15 protein-coding genes are annotated in these 17769 nt (G+C 68.2%); 6 read left to right on the top strand and 9 right to left on the bottom strand.

Going from position 1 to position 17769, the window contains the following annotated elements:
• Positions 1–424 precede the first annotated feature (424 nt).
• Complete coding sequence (locus tag PotMrB4_RS15505) at positions 425–1402, bottom strand: TauD/TfdA family dioxygenase (protein ID WP_172433834.1); 978 nt, start codon at positions 1400–1402, stop codon at positions 425–427.
• 18 nt (positions 1403–1420) lie between these two features.
• Positions 1421–2830 (bottom strand): aspartate aminotransferase family protein, encoded by a 1410-nt coding sequence (locus PotMrB4_RS15510; RefSeq protein WP_172433835.1) that lies wholly within the window; start codon positions 2828–2830, stop codon positions 1421–1423.
• A gap of 152 nt (positions 2831–2982) precedes the next feature.
• Here PotMrB4_RS15510 and PotMrB4_RS15515 point away from each other — a divergent pair, with 152 nt between their 5' ends.
• Both PotMrB4_RS15515 and PotMrB4_RS15520 read left to right on the top strand, forming a co-directional pair.
• A complete protein-coding gene (locus PotMrB4_RS15515; protein WP_172433836.1) occupies positions 2983–3492 on the top strand; it encodes a hypothetical protein in 510 nt (169 codons plus the stop codon).
• 4 nt (positions 3493–3496) lie between these two features.
• Complete coding sequence (locus tag PotMrB4_RS15520) at positions 3497–3808, top strand: cyclic-phosphate processing receiver domain-containing protein (protein WP_044399400.1); 312 nt, start codon at positions 3497–3499, stop codon at positions 3806–3808.
• Here PotMrB4_RS15520 and PotMrB4_RS28410 read toward each other — a convergent pair.
• From PotMrB4_RS28410 to PotMrB4_RS15535, 3 genes are all read right to left on the bottom strand, one after another.
• Complete coding sequence (locus PotMrB4_RS28410; RefSeq protein ID WP_172433837.1) at positions 3793–5463, bottom strand: methyl-accepting chemotaxis protein; 1671 nt, start codon at positions 5461–5463, stop codon at positions 3793–3795. The two genes, PotMrB4_RS15520 and PotMrB4_RS28410, sit on opposite strands and share 16 nt — an antisense overlap.
• A gap of 272 nt (positions 5464–5735) precedes the next feature.
• Entirely contained in the window at positions 5736–6167 is a 432-nt protein-coding gene (locus PotMrB4_RS15530; protein ID WP_172433838.1) for a hypothetical protein, read from the bottom strand.
• A 31-nt stretch (positions 6168–6198) separates the two neighbouring features.
• Positions 6199–6942 (bottom strand): AAA family ATPase, encoded by a 744-nt coding sequence (locus PotMrB4_RS15535; RefSeq protein ID WP_044399406.1) that lies wholly within the window; start codon positions 6940–6942, stop codon positions 6199–6201.
• Between the two features lie 133 nt (positions 6943–7075).
• Between PotMrB4_RS15535 and PotMrB4_RS15540 the strand changes: the two genes are divergently transcribed.
• The 4 genes from PotMrB4_RS15540 (at position 7076) to PotMrB4_RS15555 (ending at position 12801) form a co-directional block, all read left to right on the top strand.
• Positions 7076–7957, top strand: coding sequence for a formate/nitrite transporter family protein (locus PotMrB4_RS15540; protein ID WP_172433839.1), 882 nt, complete (start codon positions 7076–7078; stop codon positions 7955–7957).
• A gap of 67 nt (positions 7958–8024) precedes the next feature.
• Positions 8025–8546, top strand: a complete 522-nt coding sequence (locus tag PotMrB4_RS15545) for an RNA polymerase sigma factor (protein ID WP_044399411.1) — start codon at positions 8025–8027, stop codon at positions 8544–8546.
• Positions 8543–9568 carry a FecR family protein gene (locus tag PotMrB4_RS15550; RefSeq protein WP_172433840.1) on the top strand — a complete coding sequence of 342 codons (1026 nt, stop codon included), beginning with the start codon at positions 8543–8545 and terminating at the stop codon, positions 9566–9568. Before PotMrB4_RS15545 ends, PotMrB4_RS15550 begins: the two co-directional genes overlap by 4 nt.
• Positions 9569–10215: 647 nt before the next feature.
• Positions 10216–12801, top strand: a complete 2586-nt coding sequence (locus PotMrB4_RS15555) for a TonB-dependent receptor (protein ID WP_172433841.1) — start codon at positions 10216–10218, stop codon at positions 12799–12801.
• Positions 12802–12871: 70 nt separating this feature from the next.
• Here the strand turns inward: PotMrB4_RS15555 and PotMrB4_RS15560 are convergent, their stop codons facing one another.
• The 4 genes from PotMrB4_RS15560 to PotMrB4_RS15575 are packed head-to-tail and all read right to left on the bottom strand — an operon-like array spanning position 12872 to position 17690.
• Positions 12872–14515, bottom strand: coding sequence for an EAL domain-containing protein (locus tag PotMrB4_RS15560; RefSeq protein ID WP_172433842.1), 1644 nt, complete (start codon positions 14513–14515; stop codon positions 12872–12874).
• Positions 14515–15057, bottom strand: coding sequence for a response regulator (locus PotMrB4_RS15565; RefSeq protein ID WP_044399431.1), 543 nt, complete (start codon positions 15055–15057; stop codon positions 14515–14517). The genes PotMrB4_RS15560 and PotMrB4_RS15565 overlap by 1 nt, the downstream gene beginning before the upstream one ends.
• A 4-nt stretch (positions 15058–15061) precedes the next feature.
• On the bottom strand, positions 15062–16411 hold the full coding sequence (locus PotMrB4_RS15570) for an HD domain-containing phosphohydrolase (RefSeq protein WP_172433843.1): 1350 nt from the start codon (positions 16409–16411) through the stop codon (positions 15062–15064).
• On the bottom strand, positions 16404–17690 hold the full coding sequence (locus PotMrB4_RS15575; protein ID WP_232060716.1) for an ATP-binding protein: 1287 nt from the start codon (positions 17688–17690) through the stop codon (positions 16404–16406). The genes PotMrB4_RS15570 and PotMrB4_RS15575 overlap by 8 nt, the downstream gene beginning before the upstream one ends.
• Positions 17691–17769 lie beyond the last annotated feature (79 nt).

Consider the following 17769-nt stretch of genomic DNA (forward strand, 5'->3'; position numbering starts at 1 on the left):
TTAGCAATGAAGCTTGACTTGAATGCATGCGCATAACGCCATGCATTGCACGCATAAAACGGGCTTGCCTTTGGCAGCTTTTGCCTAGGTGATTAGCGAGTTTTGCGGATGTCTTCCGTTTCGCCTTCCCAGGCGAGTCCCTTTTCCAATCGCTGGATCGCCAGCCCGGTGAAAAGGAACCAAAAAACTTGCCCCTGCATCCGGCCCTACTACGTCGGGTCCCCTCCCTACGTCGTCGTTCCAGGGGGACGCGCTGACGGGTCATCCATGACCCAACAGCGCTCTCGCGACATCCATGTCGCTCGCCCCCTTACACGACGACTCCGCTCGGCCTCCTGAAGGGGCGATATCCCTGCCCCACCAACCGAGCCAAGCACTGCTCTGGAATGAGCATCAGTTGGCGCTACCCAGGCCCGCGTTGCACTCACTCGGCTCCATGCCCCTCGGCCATGGCAACGATGACCTTGCGTGCGCCGGTGAAGCGGCTGCGGGCGTGGGCGGCGAGCATGTTGTCGAGCATCATCACGTCGCCTTCCTGCCAGGGGAAGGCGATGGTGCAGTCGTCGAGCACGCCACGCACTTCGTCGAGGATGGCGTCCTCGATGGGCGAGCCGTCGCCGTAGTAAACGTTACGCGGCAGGTCTTCTTCCTCGACGATCTCCAGCAGGCTCTCGCGCACTTCCGGGGGGAGGTTGGAGACGTGGAACAGGTGCGCCTGGTTGAACCAGACGTCCTCCCCGGTGCGCGGGTGGCGGGCGACGGCCTGGCACACCTGGCGGGTGCGCAGTTCGCCGTCCTCCTTCCATTCGCAGGCGATACGGTGGCGCTGGCAGTAGGCTTCCACCACCGCCGGGTCGTCGCTGTTGAACACCTGCTCCCAGGGCACGTCGAGGCCGTTGCCGAAGTTGCGCACGTACATCAGCCCATGGCGGGTGAAGCGTTCGTGGATGCGCGGGTCGATGCGGCGGAACACCTCGCGGCTGTCAGCGATGGGCGTTTCGCCGCCGGTCTCGGCGGCGACCATGCTGTAGAACCAGATCTTCATCGGCCATTCGCGGGTGTAGGCCTGTTCGTTGTGCAGCGGGATCTTCTGGTGCGGCGGGTACTCGGTGGAGGTGTACACGCCCTGGGTGACGTTGGTGCGCGGGGTGGAGCCGAACTCGTAGTTCAGCAGCGGGTGGCCGAAGCCGGCGGCGAAGCGGCGGAAGGCTTCCGCGCCGCCCACGTCGAACCCACGGAAGAGGATGCCGCCGACGCTGAGCAGGTGGCGGTCCACCAGCTCGCGGATCGGCTCCAGCGCCTCGTTCAGGTCCAGCCCCGGCTCCGGGGCCTGGACCAGCAACGGCAGGTTGCCCGCGCCCGGCAGCAGGGGCCGGGCGAGGAGTTCCAGCAAGGTGCTCATGGCGATCTCCCGGCGGCCTCAGGCCGCTTCCTGCAACGCAGCGGCCAGGGCACGGGCGAAGCGGCGGGCGACTTCGTCCACCTGGTCGGCGGTGATGATCAGCGGCGGCAGGAAGCGCACCACGCTGCCGTGGCGGCCGCCCAGTTCGAGGATCAGCCCGCGCTTCAGGCACTGGGCCTGCAAGCGCGAGGCCAGGGCGCTGTAGGTGGGCGGGTGGCCGAGGGCGTCCGGCGTGCCGGAGGGGTCCACCAGTTCGACACCGAGCATCAGCCCGCGCCCACGGATGTCGCCCAGCTGCGGGTAGTCGCGCTGCAGTTCGCGCAGGTGACCGGCCAGGCGCTCGCCCATGGCGGCGGCATGGGTGGGGATGTCGTGGTCCTTGAGGTAGCGCATCACCGCCGAGCCGGCGGCCATGGCCATCTGGTTGCCACGGAAGGTGCCGGCGTGGGCGCCCGGGCCCCAGGCGTCGAGCCATTCGCGGTAGACCATCACCGCCAGCGGCAGGCTGCCGCCGATGGCCTTGGACAGCACCACCACGTCGGGCACGATGCCGGCGTGCTCGAAGGCGAACATCCTGCCGGTGCGGCCGAAACCGCTCTGGATCTCGTCGACGATCAGCGCCACGCCGGCCTTCTCGGTGATGCGGCGCAGGCCGCGCAGCCACTCGATGTCCGCCGGCACCACGCCGCCCTCCCCCTGCACCGCTTCGACGATCACCGCCGCCGGCAGCAGCACGCCGGCCTCGGGGTCGCTGAGCAGGTTCTCCAGGTAATGCAGGTTGGCGCGCACGCCGGCCTCGCCACCCAGGCCGAAGGGGCAGCGGTAGTCATAGGGATAGGGGGCGAACTGCACGCCATTGCCGAGCACGGCTCCCAGGGCCTTCTTCGGCCCCAGGTTGCCCATCAGCCCCAGGGCGCCCTGGCTCATACCGTGGTAGCCGCCCTGGAACGAGAGGATGGTGCTGCGCCCGGTGGCGGTGCGCACCAGCTTCAGCGCCGCCTCCACCGCGTCGGTGCCGGTGGGGCCGCAGAACTGGATCTTCGCCTCGCGGGCCAGCCCCTCGGGCAGCAGGCCGAAGAGGTCCTGGACGAACTGGTCCTTCACCGGGGTGGTGAGGTCGAGGGTGTGCAGCGGCAGCTCGTCGGCGAGCACCTGGCGGATGGCGTCGATCACCACCGGGTGGTTGTGCCCGAGGGCCAGGGTGCCGGCACCGGCGAGGCAGTCGATGAAGGTGCGGCCCTCGACGTCCTCGACATACAGCCCACGCGCCCGCTTGAGCGCCAGGGGGATGCGCCGGGGATAGCTGCGGGCATTGGATTCCTGCCGGGCCTGGCGGGCCAGCAGCGGTGAGGTTTCGAACTGGTAGAGCGTCTCGTCTTCGGCAACGGCGTGCGGTTGGCTGGTGGTGAGGCTGGTGGCGACGTGCATCCTTCGACCCTCGATGAAAGTGGCATCTGGCTCCGGGCCGGGTGCGTGTAGCGCATACCGGCCGTGTGCACAGAAGACGTTGCAGGGTGATGGGGATTTAGCGGCGGACGAACCGCTACACTGCGCGCCTCGAAACGAGGTGGGACGACACGATGCAAACCCTGGAGCAGGCACGCGCCAGCCTGGAAACGGTTCGCACACTGCTGGGGCGGAAGCTGGTCCGGGTCCGCAATGCCCGCTACCTGTTCAACGGTGCTCCCGAGCCGGAAGCCATCGGCGAGGTGGAGTTCACCTGCGAAGGCGGCAAGGCAGTGACGCTGTCACTGGCCTCCGACGGCGAGAGTGTCATGGCGGCGCGCCGCGCACTCCAGGTGCCCGAGGGGTTCGACATCAGCGACGACGCCCGTTGCGACTGGAGGGCCGAGGACCTGCTCGCCACGCTGGACGCCAGGCATCTCATCGGCCGGCAGGTGATCGGAGTCGAGGGGTTGCACGTCGTTTACCAGCAGCATGAGGCGTGCCTGCTGGAGGGTTTCAGAATCACCCTGGAAGGGGGTGATTACCTGGTGTTCTTCAACTGCGGCGATGAGGAGGCGGTACGCCTGAACCAGCCGCCACCGCCCCTGAGCGAAGCCAGCGAGCAATGGGTAACGGAGCTCTGATGCAATGAAGGTCTATCTGGACGACGAACGCGCGACGCCCGAGGGCTGGGTCCGTGCCTGGTGGCCGGATGAGGTGATCGCGCTGCTGGAGACCGGCCAGGTCAGCGAACTGAGCCTGGACCACGACCTGGGCGATGACCAGCGTGGCACCGGCTATGACGTGATCCTGTGGATCGAGGAAGCGGTGGCACTGCGGGGGTTCGTGCCGCCGCACATCCATGTGCATTCGGCCAATTCCGCCGCCGTGGCGCGGATGCGCGCCGGGGTGCGGGCCATCGAGGCGCTGGCGGCGCGCAACGCTCAGTCGGCGCGGTAGCGTCCTACCAGGCGCTGCAGGCCGCCGGCCATCTCGGCCAGGCGCTGGGTGATGCCGTTGGCGGTGTGGCTGCTCTCGGCAGTGTGCTGGGCGATGGTGACGATCTGGTGCACGTTGTGGTTGATCGATTCGCAGACCCGGGTCTGCTCGGCGGCGGCGTCGGCGATCTGGGCGTTCATGCCGTTGATGATGCCGGCGGCCTCGCTGATGGCCTCCAGGGCCTGCCCGACCCGGGCCACTTCGGCGACGCTGCGGGCGCAGCCCTGGCGGATCTGCTCGATGACGGCGATGGCTTCGCGGGCGCCCCCCTGGAGGCGCTCGATCATCCCCTGGATTTCCGCCGTGCTGCTCTGGGTGCGGCCGGCCAGGGTGCGCACTTCGTCCGCCACCACGGCGAACCCACGCCCCTGCTCGCCGGCACGGGCCGCTTCGATGGCGGCGTTGAGTGCCAGCAGGTTGATCTGCTCGGCCACGCCACGGATCACGTCCAGCACCCCGCCGATGTTCTCGGACTCGCTACCGAGCTGGCGGATGGTGGCGACGCCTTCCGCCACCTGGCCTTCCAGCCCGCGGATCTCCGCCGTGGCGCCGCCCACCAGGCTGCGTGCCTCGTCCACCCGGTGCTCGGCATCACGGGCGGCCTGGGCGGCGCTGGAGGCACTGCCGGCGATCTGCTGGGCCGCGCCGGACATTTCCTCGGTGGCGGTGGCCAGCTGGTCGCTCTCGCGGTGCTGGGTGTCGATGCCCTGGCCGATACCGGCCATGAAGGCTTCCAGTTCTTCGCTGGCGCGGCCCAGGGTGTCGGAGGACTCGCGGGTCTGCCGCACCAGGTGGCGCACCTGCTCGGCGAAGCGGTTGAAGGAGGTGGCCAGGGCGCCGAGTTCATGGCCGCTGGATTCGTCCAGCCGGCGGGTCAGGTCGCCCTCGCCCCGGGCGATATCCTCCATGGTGGAGACGGCCTGGCCCAGCGGTGCATGGATGCTGCGCACCAGCAGCATCACCAGCCCCACCACCAGCCCGAGCAGCAGCACCACGGAAAAGCCGCCACGCATCAGGCTCTCGCGCAGGGCTCCGGCGAACTCCTCGTCGAGGGCGGCGACCAGGGCGTCGAGGTCGTCGATGTAGAAGCCGGTGCCCAGCACCCAGTCGGTGCCGGGCACGGGGACGACGTGGGCGAGCTTGGGGGATGGGGCGTCCTGGCCCGGCTTGGTCCAGCCGTATTCCAGGTAGTCGCCGCCGCGCTTGGCGGCCTCGATGTACTCCTGCACCAGGGCGCGTCCGTCCGGGGTGCTGGAACTCCAGTAGTCGTTGCCTTCCCGCGAGGGGTTGTCGCCGCTGACCACCTGCACGCCGTGGGTGTCGTAGACGAAGAAGTAGCCGCTGTCACCGTCGAAGCGCAGGGCGCGCAGCAGGTCCTTGGCCCGCTCCGGCTCGCCCCGCGCGAGAGCCGGCTCGACGGCGGACAGGGCCAGCTCCATGTAGTTGGCCAACTGGTCGCGGCGCGCATCCAGCAGCGACTGGCGCAGGGTGTCACGCCCCAGGTCGCGCAGGTCGCGGGCCTGGTCGAAGCCGGTCCAGACGCCGGCCAACGCGAGCAACAGCAATGGCAGCATGGCCAGCGCGAGGATCTTCTGCTTGATGGACAATCCCTTCATTTCCCACCCCTCCGGTCAGTGAACTGGCTCCGGGTTCTAGCACAGGGCCCAGCCCTGTTCAGGAGGCGACGCGAAGGGGTGGGAACCGAAGCGGAGGCAGCCGGCGGATGCCGGGCCGTCTGCGGCGCAGGCCCTGCCGAGCCTGTAGGAAAAGCGGCGCCAGGCGGGTCGAACGACCTGACGCAGCGGGGCGGCATTTCCCGCTGAAGGCTGGGTGGGCACACCGCCATCACGCGCTACGGGCCGTCAGCCTGGCGCGCCTGGAGGCGGCCTCAGAGCGCCGGCCAGGCCTGCAGCAATCCCGCCAGGTGCAGGCCACCCAGGGTCAGGCAGATGAGCGAACTCCACAGCCAGAACGCCGGGCTGCGGCCGAGCCCGACAGGGATCAGCACCAGCCCGGCGACCCCGCGCAGCAGGTAGACGGCGACGACCCCGCCCAGTGCCAGGCGGCTCAGGGGCAGCGGCCGGCCGAGCCCGGCGCAGAACGCGCACAGCGCAAACAGGCCGAGCACCAGGGTGATGCCCAGGGTCACCCGCGTGGGGAACGGGCTGCCGGCCTCGGCCAGGCGCGCCATGCGCTCACCGGCGCCGAAGAAGCGGTACCAGGGCGCGCCATAGCGGATGCAGCCGAGGTGCAGCAGCGCGGCGAGCGCACTCAGTGCGCCACCGGCCAGCAGGAAGGGGTTGGGGAACAGGTCGTCCATGGTCGGGGCCGTCCGTAGGTGGTGGGCAGGTTCAATCCAGCAGGGTGCGCAGCGTGCGTGCGGGGTTGGCGAGAAAGCCCCGGGTCACCCGCACGTGTTCGGTGTCGTCGTAGTCCACCCGCTCGAAGCCCTGGGGCCCGCACTGGTAGATCCAGGCACCCGGGTAGGCCATGAGGATCGGCGAGTGGGTGGCGATGACGAACTGCGAGTCGTCCTTCACCAGGTCGTGGATGCGCGCCAGCATCGCCAGCTGGCGCTGGGGCGAGAGCGCGGCCTCGGGTTCGTCCAGCAGGTAGACGCCCTTGCCGCCGAAGCGATTCATCATCAGTGCGAAGAAGGATTCGCCGTGGGACTGCTCGTGCAGCGAGAGCCCGCCGTAGGAGTCGATCACCGGCGGCGCCGGAGCGGGCTCGGCGTCCATCCGCTCGATCTCGGTGGCGACGTTGAAGAAGCTCTCCGCACGCAGGAAGAACCCATCGCGGGCGCGGCGCACGCCCTTGCCGACCCGCAGGGCCTGGTGCAGTTCGGAGTGGGAGGCCCAGGTGCCGAAGTTGAAGTTGCGGGTGCCACCCTCGGGGTTGAAGCCCAGGGTCACGGCCAGCGCCTCCATGAGGGTGGACTTGCCCGAACCGTTCTCCCCCACCAGGAAGGTCACGGTGGGGCTGAACTCCAGGCGCCCCAGGTGCCTGACCGCCGGGAGCGAATAGGGGTAGTCGCTGCGGCCCTCGGCCTTGTCGGCCTTCAGGCGCATGTCGATCAGGTAGCGCGTGTCCATCGCGGGCCTCCGAAAACAGGCCGCCATCCTAGCCAGCGGCGACTCCTTCCACCAGCCGCCGAGCGGCACGAAACGCAGCCGAACCAAACGCCGCTTGCGAGGATCAACCCTGCACCACCTGCAGGAGCCCGCCATGAGCGAAGACGGCAAGACACCGGGGCTGTCCCCCCGCGAACGCCAGGACGTGAACGAGAACCAGCCGCCCCGGGCGGCGGTGCTCCACGAGATCATCCGCACCCAGGGCGACCAGGAACTGGAGCGCAAGGCCGCCGCGCTGTGGTGGTCGGCCCTGGCGGCGGGCCTGACCATGGGCCTGTCGCTGATGGCCATGGGTTTGCTGCATGCGCGACTGCCGGACAGCCCTTCCAGCCAGGTGATCGCCAGCCTGGGCTACTCGGCGGGCTTCCTGGCGGTGATCCTCGCGCGCCAGCAGCTGTTCACCGAAAACACCCTGACCGCCGTGCTGCCGGTGATGAGCCAGCCGACCCTGCACAACCTCGGCCGCCTGCTGCGCCTGTGGGGCGTGGTGCTGGCGGGCAACCTGGCCGGCACCCTGCTGGTGGCCTGGGTGATGCTGCACCTGCCGATCTTCGACGGCGCCACGGACCGTGCCTTCCTCGACATCGGCCGCAAGGTGATGGAGAACGACAACGGGCAGATGTTCGCCAAGGGCATCGTCTCCGGCTGGATGATCGCCACCCTGGTGTGGATGATCCCCTCCCAGGAAAGCGCCAAGCCGCTGCTGATCATCCTCGTCACCTACCTGATGGCCCTGGGGGACTTCACCCACATCGTGGTCGGTTCGGCGGAGGTGTCCTACCTGGTGTTCGCCGGGCACCTCGATTGGGTGGCCTTCTGGCTCGACTTCGCCGGCCCCACCCTGGCGGGCAACATCGTCGGCGGCAGCCTGATCTTCGCCCTGATCAGCCACGCCCAGGTGCGCAGCGACACGCGCCGCCTGCACGATGCGCGCACGGCCGAGGCGGAGGCACCAAGGCAGCGCAAGCGGGACTGAGCGGGCCGCTACCCAACACAAATAAAAGCAATTATCATTTGCGACTTTCTGGTGGCCGGATGTCGCAGTGACCCCTTCCAACCTCGATGCCGTATTCCTCGCCCAGCGCATGCCGCTGTTGCGCACCCTGGCCCGCATGGTGAAGAGCCCCAGCGTGGCCGAGGACCTGGTGCAGGAAACCTACCTGCGGGTGGCGCGGACCCTCCACGAGCGGCCCATCGACCACCTGGAGCCGTTCCTCTTCCAGACCGGGCGCAACCTGGCCCTGGATCACCTGCGGCGCGTGCGCATGCAATCACGGACGCTGCTGGAGGACGTGCCCGAGGCGGTGATCGAGGCCGTGGCGGCCCCCACCTCCTCCACCGAGGACGGCCTGCACGCCGAGCGCCTGCTGGAGCGCCTGGGCGACACCCTCGGCCAGTTGACGCCCCGCCAGCAGCGGATCTTCGTGCTCAGCCGCCTGCATGGCCTGAGCTACGGCGAGATCGCCGAGCAGCTCGGCGTCTCGCCCAGCACGGTGCAGAAGGAACTGAAACTGATCATGACCCTCTGCCTCACCCTGATGAGCCGGCTGGACCCGCCCGCATGACGGGGTTTCGCTCCTGCCCGGGTTCGACAAGAATAGGCGCCCCCCGCCCCGAGGACGCGCCCGTGCCCGACGATCACCGCCCTGCTTCCGATGCCCACCCACCGGTGGACCCGGCCTGCCTGGGCGAGGCGCTGGACTGGCTGATCCTGCTGGAGGAAGCCGATGACGCGTGCCGCCAGCGCTTCGAGTGCTGGCGCACGCAATCCCCCGAGCACGCCCGCGCCTTCGAGGCCGCGCGGCGGATGTGGAACGGCCCGCTGCTCGGTGAAGCCGCTGCCCGTCTGGAACCCACCCTCGCCCGTCCCCGCTCCGGCCGCCGGCTGCGTCCGCTGTGGGGTTTGGCAGCCGCGGTGCTGCTGGCGGTGGGCGTGGGTTTTCACAACGAGCTGGTCTTGCGCGTGCAGGCCGACCACCTGACCGCCACCGGCCAGCGCCAGACCGTGGAGCTGGCCGACGGCTCGCGGGTGCTGCTCAACACCCGTACGGCCTTCGCCGCCGACATCGACCCGACCCAGCGCAGCGCCCGCCTGCTGCAGGGCGAGGCCTATTTCAACGTGGCCCGGGACCCCAGCCGCCCCTTCGAGGTGGAAGCCGGCCCCGTGAGCCTGTCGGTACGCGACACCACGTTCGCCGTGCGCTACCTGGGGGACGAAGCCGAGGTCAGCGTGGAACGCGGCGAGCTGGACCTGCGTTCCCGCCGCAGCGATGCGCGCATGAGCCTCGCCGCTGGCGACAGCGTGCGCATCGGCCCGGATGGCTTCAGTGATCGGCGCCGCCTGGCCGCCGAGGACCTGGCCTGGGTGCGTGGTCGCCTGGTGTTCCAGGACTGCCCGCTGCGCGAGGTGCTGGCGGAGCTGCGGCGCTACTACCCCGGCTGGATCATCAACACCGACGAGCGCCTGGGTGAGCGCGCGGTGACCGGCAACTACCGCCTCGACGACCCCATCGCCGTGGTCCGCGCCCTGGCGGACATCACCGCTGCACGCCTGCACGAGTACCCCGCGCTGGTGGTCATCGACTGATCCCGGCGCCCTGCCACCCTCCTCCACGCCACATGACTGTCTCGGATGCGGGCCCCTGCGCGCTTGCTGGCGGCACGGGTTGGGCGTCTTGCGCGCGGATTCCCCGGGCTGAAGCCCGGGCTACGACGGTGCCCGCGTGGGAAGTTCCATGTCCATTTGCCGTAGCGAGGCGAGGTCGATAGGGCTTCTGATTTCTCATCACGGCAAAGGTGATCCTTGCCAGGATACAGGGGGGACCGCGCTTCATCGGTCCACCCTGCGGGGTCACGGCGAACGCAATTGGTGGATGGAAAAAGCGCCATCCACCCCGCGCCGAGCCAATGGCGCGCTGCCGTTTGTGTGAAGCCCGCAGGATGCGGTGAGCCCGGCAAACCGCATCGATGCCCCGTACGTGGCAGCCATGCAGGGAATGTCCCAACCCGCCTGGCGGCACCCGGTGGGAGCGGATTCATCCGCGATGCGCCAGCGGCGCGGCTGCCGTTTCCGGGAAGTCGCTCAGGCCCGTTCCAGGCGCGTGGCGGCTCTGCTGCAAAGCCGGTTGAAAGTTTTTTTACGCGATTGCGGCGGGATGTTCGTCTGGTCAGATGCCAATGCAATTGATTCGCATTAGATGCGCATCACCAGACGGACCGAAGAGAGCCGAACCCATGACCACGCGTTCCACCTCCCCCGCCCTGCGTCGCCTCGCCCACCCTGCCAGCCTCTCGCTGCTGGCCCTGTCCATCGCTCTGGGCAGCGCACCCGCCAGCGCCCAAGGCGCTGCGCCCCAGGCAACCGGCCAACTGGCCAGCCAGGGCGGCTACAGCTTCACCATCGCCCGCCAGCCCCTGGTGGATGCGCTCAATGCCTTCAGCGCCACCAGTGGCTGGCAGGTGGGGCTCTCGGCGGACCTGGCCAGCGGCATCCAGTCCCCGGGCGTCAACGGCCGGCTGCCGGCCGAACAGGCCCTGAAGCGCCTGCTCAACGGCACCGGGCTGGACTACAAGCTGGTGGGCGAACGCAGCGTGGTGCTGCTCAAGACCGCGACCCCGGGCCTGGCCATGGAACTGCAACCCCTGGCCGTCACCGCCACCCGCCAGGAGCAGCGAGCCAGCGAGGTGCCGGCCAGCGTCAGCGTGGCCAGCCGCGAGCAGCTGGACCGCCGCAACGTCAACAGCATCAAGGACCTGGTACGTGGCGAGCCCGGCGTCTCGGTAGGCGGCGCCGGCCAGCGTGCCGGCATCACCGGCTACAACATCCGTGGCATCGACGGTGACCGGGTGCTGACCCAGGTGGACGGTGTCGAGGTGCCCAACAGCTTCTTCTACGGCCCCTACGCACAGACCCACCGCAACTACGTGGACCCGGAGATCGTCAAGCGCGTGGAGATCCTCCGGGGCCCGGCCTCGGCCCTGTACGGCAGCAACGCCATCGGTGGTGCGGTGAGCTACTTCACCCTGGACGCCGACGACATCATCAAGCCCGGCCGCGACACCGGCGCCCGCCTGAAGACCGGCTACAGTTCCGCCGACGACAGCTGGCTCACCTCCGGCACCGTCGCCGGCCGTCACGAGCAGTTCGACGCCTTGCTGCACCTCTCCCAGCGCAACGGCCACGAGACCGAGTCCTACGGCGGCCATAGCGGCACCGGCCTGGGCCGCACCGAAGCCAACCCGGAAGACGTGCGCACCACCAACCTGCTGGCCAAGCTGGGCTGGAACTACAACGACACCGACCGCCTGCAGCTGACCTACGAGAAGTACAAGGACGACCGCGACACCAACCAGCTCAGCGCCGTGGGCGGGCCGTTCATCGGCAACAACGCCTTCAACTGGTACCGCTCCCGGACAGGCAACGACACCATCACCCGCGAGCGCTTCGGCCTGGAGCACACCCTGGCCCTGGACAGTCTGCTGGCAGACAACCTGAAGTGGAGCCTCAACTACCAACTGGCCAAGACCGACCAGAGCACTGTCGAACACTACGTTCCTGGCTCACGCAACGTGATGCGCTACCGCGAGACCACCTACAAGGACCGCCTCTGGGTGCTCGATGCGCAGTTCGACAAGGCCTTCTCCCTGGGCGAGACCGAGCACCTGCTGACCTACGGCGCCAGCCTCAAGCGCGAGGAAGTCACCGGCCTGCGCAGCGGCACCGGCGTCTGCGCCGCCTCGGTGGGCACCTGCACCAACCGCGTTGGCCAGATCAGTGCAAATGACGTACTGGCTGCGCAGAGCGACTTCCCGGACCCGACCATCCAGACCTACGGCCTGTTCCTGCAGGACCAGATCCGCTGGAACCAGTGGACCTTCCTGCCGGGCCTGCGCTACGACTACACCCGGCTGAAGCCCGAGCTGACCGACGAATTCCTCGCCACCATCAGCAACGCCAGCGTCACCGCCTTCAGCGACAAGGCCCAGACCTGGGACCGCGTCTCGCCCAAGTTCGGCGTCACCTACGACTTCGACGAGCACTACACCGCGTTCGGCCAGTACGCCGAGGGCTTCCGTACGCCCAGCGCCAAGGCGCTCTACGGCCGCTTCGAGAACATCGCCGGCGGCTACGTGGTCGAACCCAACCCCAACCTGGAGCCGGAGAAGAGCCGTGGCGTGGAAGCGGGCCTGCGCGGCCAGTTCGATGCCGGCAGCTTCGACGTGGCGGCCTTCTACAACGAGTACCGCGACTTCATCGACGAGAACGCCAGCGTCGCCACCAGCGGCGCCACCTTCAAGAGCGTGAACATCGCCCACGCCAGCATCCGTGGCATCGAGGCCAAGGGCCGGCTGAACCTGGACGCCTTCGGTGCCCCGACCGGCCTCTACAGCCAGGCCTCCATCGCCTACGCCCGGGGCCGCGACGACGACACCGGCGCGGCGCTGAACAGCGTCAACCCGCTTACCGGCGTGTTCGGCCTGGGCTACGAGCAGGACACCTACGGCACCCTGCTGAGCTGGACCCTGGTCAAGCGCAAGACCCGTATCGACCAGGGTGACTTCAACGCCCCGGATGGCCGCAGCAGCCAGTTCAAGACCCCGGGCTTCGGCGTGCTCGACCTGACCGGCTACTACAAGCTGACCGACGACCTGACGGTGAACGCGGGCCTCTACAACCTCACCGACAAGAAGTACTGGCTGTGGGATGACGTGCGGGGCTACGACGGTGTGGGCGAGGCCGGCGTGACCAGCCCGGCCAACCTCGATCGACTGACCCAGCCGGGGCGTAATTTCGCGGTCAATCTGGTGTGGGATATCTGAGCAACCGCTCGACACGACAAAGGGGCCCAAGGGCCCCTTTTTTTAGCGCAGCATCCATGCCGCTCGTCCTTTACTGCAACGCCAACTCCACCGCCTGGACCAGGTGTGCGTCGTTCCAGGGCTTGCTGATGAAGCGACAGACCGCGCTCTGGCTGATGGCCTGCATCAGCGTCTGGGCGTCGTTGTGGCCGGTGAGGAGAATGCGCCGGCACGCCGGGTAGAGCTGGCGTGCGCGGCTGAGCAGTTCCACCCCGGTGATGCCCGGCATGGCGTGGTCGGAGATGATCACCTGCACGGGCTGGCTGGCCAGCAGGGCGAAAGCTTCCTCGGCGTTGCCGGCGCACAGCACGTTCCAGCCACGACCGCGCAATACGCGTCGCAGGGCGCCGTGTACGGCCGGTTCGTCGTCCACCAGCAGCAGCGTGGGGGCGTCGGGGTGGTCGGCGCAGGCCGGTTGCGGGAACCAGCGCCGTGCCTGGCCGCGCCAGGGCACGACGGCGTCCAGGGGCATCGGCCGGGCGGCGAAGTAACCCTGCCACTGGTTGCAGCGCAGGCTCTGCAGCAGGCGCATCTGGGTTTCCTGCTCCACACCTTCGCAGAGCACTTCCACGGACAGGTGCTGGAGCATGGCCATCAGTGCGCGGAACAGGGCCAGAGCGTGGGCGTCCTCGCCGGTGCCACTGAGGAAGCACCGGTCCACCTTGACCCGGTCCACCGGCAGGGTCTGGAGGTAGCCAAGGTTGCAGAAGCCGGTGCCGAAGTCGTCCAGGGCCAGGCGTACGCCAAGGCGGCGCAGGCCGGCCAGTTGCTCGCGCACCAGGGCTTCGTCGTTCAGCAGGCAGGACTCGGTGATCTCCAGCTCCAGACGAGAGGCCTCCAGGCCGTGGCGCTGCAGGGTGCGCTGGACGAAACCCACCAGTTGGCGGTCCCGCAGCTGGGAGGGCGACAGGTTCACCGCCAGGGTGGCGTGCTTCTCCGCCAGCAGCGCGCGGGCATCGGCGATGGCGCGGCCCAGCACCCATTGCCCGAGCCCCACCATCAGCCCCAGCCGCTCCGCCACCGGGATGAACTTGTCCGGCCCCAGCAGGCCGCGGGTGGGGTGCTGCCAGCGCACCAGGGCTTCGTAGCCGCAGACTTCGCCGGTCTGGCAATCGATCTGTGGCTGGTAGTGCAGCACCAGCTGCTCTTCCCGCAGGGCGGCGCGCAGTTGGCCGCAGAGTTCGGCCTCGCGTCGGGCGGCCACCAGGCGGGCTTCGTCGAGGTAGCGGTAGCGCCCGCCGCCTTCGCGGCGTGCTTCGCGCTGGGCCAGCTCGGTGCGGCTGTAGAGGCTGGCGAAGGTGCGGTCGCGTACCCAGGCCACCGCCAGGCCGACGCTGGCACGCAGGTGGAACACCTGCCCGGCCAGTTCCAGCGGTGCTTCCACCAGGGCGCAGAGGGAGGCGCCGAGGCGGTCGGGGGTGTCGCGGCCATCCGGCACGCCCAGCAGGAAGCTGTCCGGGCCGTTGCGCCACAGCCATTCGCCATCGCGCAGGGCCTCTCGCAGGCGGTCCTCGAGGTGCAGCATCAGCAGGTCGCCGGTTTCCAGGCCGTGGTGGGCGTTGAGGATGTGGAAGTCGTCGAGGTCGATCAATGCCAGCAAGGCACCCGGGGCGCAGGGTCCCTGGGCGGCAATCCTGTCCGCCAGGGAGGCGGAAGCAGGCGTTTGGATGTCCATCAGCGAGGCTCCGGTTCGCTCTCGTCCTCGAGCAGGATGGCGCCGTCCTCGCTCCGGGCGACGGCGAAGATCTCGGGGTGTTCCTGGCGCATCTTCCGCAGGTGCGCCTCGTGGGCGTCGATGGCGTGTTGCTGTTGCCTGACCCGTTCGAGCAGCGCCTTGCGCTCGACCTGGCTGTGCTGCAGTTCGAGGCAGGTGTGCAGGGTGCTGCGCAGCTCGTAGGCGTCCCAGGGCTTGGAGATGAAGCGGTAGACCTCGGCCCGGTTGATGGCGCGCACCAGCGTTTCGCGGTCGCTGTCGCCGCTGAGCAGCAGGCGCAGGGCGTCGGGCTGCAGCTGCTTGGCGAACTGGAGGAAGGCGATGCCGTCCAGCTCGGGCATGCGCAGGTCGGAGAGGATCAGCTCGTAGGTGTTCTGCGACAACGCCTCCAGGGCTACCTGGGGGTCGGTGAAGGCGTCCAGTTGCCAGCCCTCTCCGCGCAGTTCGCGGCAGATGGCATTGACCACGGCGGGCTCGTCATCCAGCAGCAGCAATCTGGACATGGCATCACTCCAGGTGAGCGCGGGGCTTGGCCGCTTCAGGCTCACGGACGAACAAGGTGTAGGAAGCCGATTCGATGCCTTCGAAGGCAATCAGCTTGCGGATCAGCAGGTCCGAGAGGACCTTGCCTTCGTTGAGCAGCAACATGCCGTTGTCGGCATGGAGGTTGCGCGCCAGCACCATGCCGGGCTCCAGATGCCGGGTGTCCACCGCCCGCACGCCCGGGTCGCCGATGGTGACGTCGGGCATGACCGTGGAGCAGATGGTGACGAAGCGCTCCACCAGTTCCGGGTCGTAGAGCCGCTCGGCGTACTTGCGGATGAACAGCAGGGCTTCGTCGCGGTTGAGGCGACGCTCCAGCACCAGGCCGCATTGCAGTTCGACGAAGTCCACCGCCAGCTTGAGCATGCGCGAGCCCTGGGGGATGTCGTTGCCCCGCAGGTGGTCGGGGAAGCCGGAGCCGTCCCAGCGCTCCTGGTGGTGACGGATCAGGCGGGCGGCGTCGTGCAGCGGTTCCAGGGCCATCAGCACCGATTCGCTCTGGGAGGGGTAGCGCCGGTAGAGGTCGCGGTCCTTGCTGTGCATCAGGTCCGAGGGGCCGGTGATCAGCGCATCCGGCAGGCTCAGCTTGCCGATGTTGTAGAGGGCGGCGGCCATGCTCAGGTCGCGGGCCTGGTCCTCGGGCATGCCGAGGTCGGCAGCGAAGGCGCGGATCAGCGCAATGACCTGCTGGTTGGTCTGTTTCTCCCGGGGCAGGCGCTGGTTGACCAGCAGGGAGAACACTTCGGTGCTGAGCACGTAGCTGCGGCGCAGCTCCTCGTAGGCGAGGTCGAGCATGTCGGCCGTCTGCTGCAGCTCGGCGGTGCGCGCCTGGACGCGCTTCTCGAGGTTCTCGTTGAGGCTCTTGAGCTGCTGGTTCTGCTCCTGGGTCAGTTGCTGCAGGCGCTCGCGCTCGCGCTCGGCGAACTGGTAGGCCAGGGCCTGGCGGATGGTCAGCAGCAGCTCTTCATCGTTCCAGGGCTTGCTCAGGTAGCGGTAGATCTGCCCTTCGTTGATGGCGGTGATGATGGTGTTGATGTCGGCGTAGCCGGTGAGCAGCACGCTCATGCAGCCCGGGTCGCGCTTGTGGATCTCGGCCAGCAGCGTGGCGCCGTCCATGCCGGGCATGCGTGCGTCGGACACCACCAGGTCGATGGGCTGGGCCTCGAACAGTTGCAGTGCCTCGTCACCGCTGTGGGCCATGACCAGATCGTAGGGCTGCCCCCGGAGCAACCGTCGGAGGCTGTTGAGGATGTTCTCCTCGTCGTCGACGAGCATGACGCGCGGGCGCGGCAGGCTGTCTTGTACGTCAGTCATGGTGTGCTCCTCCACTGGTTTCTCCCTGGTGGATCGGCAGGCGGATACGGAAGGTCGAGCCCTGGCCCACCTCGCTGGTGACGGTGAGGCTGCCGCCGTGCTTCTCCACGATGCTGAACGATAGCGCGAGTCCCAGCCCGGTGCCCTTGCCGACGGGTTTGGTGGTGAAGAACGGGTCGAAGATCTGCATCAGCTGACTCTCGGGGATGCCGCAACCGCTGTCGCTGACCTCGATCAGCACTTCGTCGCCGATGCGCTCGGTGTGGATGACGATGTGCCCGAAGCTCTCGATGGACTGGGCGGCGTTGACCAGCAGGTTCATCACCACCTGGTTGATCTGTGCGGGTATGCATTCCACCAGCGGCAGCTCACCGAAGTCGCACACCACCTCGGCCTTGTACTTGACCTCGTTGTTGACCACGTTGAGGGTGCTGCGGATGCCATCGTGCAGGTCGGCGGGCACGAAGCGCTCGTCCCCGCTGTGGGAGAAGTCACGCAGCGAGGAGATGATGCGTTTGACCCGCTCCACGCCATCGGCGGACTCGCTCAGCAGCCCGTTGATGTCGTCGCGGATGAAGTCGTAGTCGAACTGGCTCTTCAAGCGCTCCAGCTCCAGGCCGCCCCACTCGCTCATCTGGTCCACCAGTTGCAGCAGCTGATGCACGTAACCCACCAGGGTCTTGAGGTTGCTGGCAACGAAGCCCACCGGATTGTTGATCTCATGGGCCACACCGGCGGCGAGCTGGCCGATGGCGGCCATCTTCTCCGACTGCAGCAGCTGGCGGTTGGCGGCCTGCAGCTTGATGCTCAGCTCGTGCAGTTCGCCATGCTTGCTGCGCAGTGCGATCAGGGCATGCTGCAGCGCCGGGTTGGCCGCCGCGCGGCTGCTGTCGAAGATCGCCAGGCCGTAGAGCGCCTCGCCGGGGTCGGACTCGATGCGGTACAGCAGGGTGGCCTGGAGCATCGGCAGCGGTGTCGGCTCGTCATCGTCCGGCTGGGTGCTGAGCAGGATCAGGTAGGGCTGGTCGTGCCAGATGGTCTGCACCGGCTGCCCACCCTGCCGGATCTGGTCGAAAAGACCGTGCCAGCGCGGCGTGTCGACTTCAGGAAAGGCCTCCACCAGGTGCATGCCGACGATGCCGGAGAGGTCACGCGAGCAGCGCTGGTGGATGAAGGGGTTGCAGTAGAGGACCCGTTGCGACCCGTCCAGCAGCAGGAAGCCGGCGGGGATCTGCTCCACCGCTGCGACCATCTGTTGCTGGAGAACCGTCGAGCTCATGGGAGAGCACCTGTTCACATCGGGCCTAAGCTGAGTATAGGCACGCGGATTGTAGATGATGGCAATTTGACGTCAGTCT

Source organism: Metapseudomonas otitidis, from assembly GCF_011397855.1.
In the GTDB taxonomy this organism is placed as follows: Bacteria; Pseudomonadota; Gammaproteobacteria; order Pseudomonadales; family Pseudomonadaceae; genus Metapseudomonas; species Metapseudomonas otitidis.

Bases quoted from the DNA above. Each gene is read 5' to 3' on its own strand.
- PotMrB4_RS28410 (WP_172433837.1), bottom strand. From the start codon at position 5,463: ATGAAGGGATTGTCCATCAAGCAGAAGATCCTCGCGCTGGCCATGCTG.
- PotMrB4_RS15520 (WP_044399400.1), top strand. From the start codon at position 3,497: ATGAAGGTCTATCTGGACGACGAACGCGCGACGCCCGAGGGCTGGGTC.
- PotMrB4_RS15555 (WP_172433841.1), top strand. From the start codon at position 10,216: ATGACCACGCGTTCCACCTCCCCCGCCCTGCGTCGCCTCGCCCACCCT.
- PotMrB4_RS15575 (WP_232060716.1), bottom strand. From the start codon at position 17,690: ATGAGCTCGACGGTTCTCCAGCAACAGATGGTCGCAGCGGTGGAGCAG.
- PotMrB4_RS15570 (WP_172433843.1), bottom strand. From the start codon at position 16,411: ATGACTGACGTACAAGACAGCCTGCCGCGCCCGCGCGTCATGCTCGTC.
- PotMrB4_RS15505 (WP_172433834.1), bottom strand. From the start codon at position 1,402: ATGAGCACCTTGCTGGAACTCCTCGCCCGGCCCCTGCTGCCGGGCGCG.
- PotMrB4_RS15550 (WP_172433840.1), top strand. From the start codon at position 8,543: ATGACGGGGTTTCGCTCCTGCCCGGGTTCGACAAGAATAGGCGCCCCC.
- PotMrB4_RS15560 (WP_172433842.1), bottom strand. From the start codon at position 14,515: ATGGACATCCAAACGCCTGCTTCCGCCTCCCTGGCGGACAGGATTGCC.
- PotMrB4_RS15565 (WP_044399431.1), bottom strand. From the start codon at position 15,057: ATGTCCAGATTGCTGCTGCTGGATGACGAGCCCGCCGTGGTCAATGCC.
- PotMrB4_RS15530 (WP_172433838.1), bottom strand. From the start codon at position 6,167: ATGGACGACCTGTTCCCCAACCCCTTCCTGCTGGCCGGTGGCGCACTG.
- PotMrB4_RS15510 (WP_172433835.1), bottom strand. From the start codon at position 2,830: ATGCACGTCGCCACCAGCCTCACCACCAGCCAACCGCACGCCGTTGCC.
- PotMrB4_RS15540 (WP_172433839.1), top strand. From the start codon at position 7,076: ATGAGCGAAGACGGCAAGACACCGGGGCTGTCCCCCCGCGAACGCCAG.
- PotMrB4_RS15535 (WP_044399406.1), bottom strand. From the start codon at position 6,942: ATGGACACGCGCTACCTGATCGACATGCGCCTGAAGGCCGACAAGGCC.
- PotMrB4_RS15515 (WP_172433836.1), top strand. From the start codon at position 2,983: ATGCAAACCCTGGAGCAGGCACGCGCCAGCCTGGAAACGGTTCGCACA.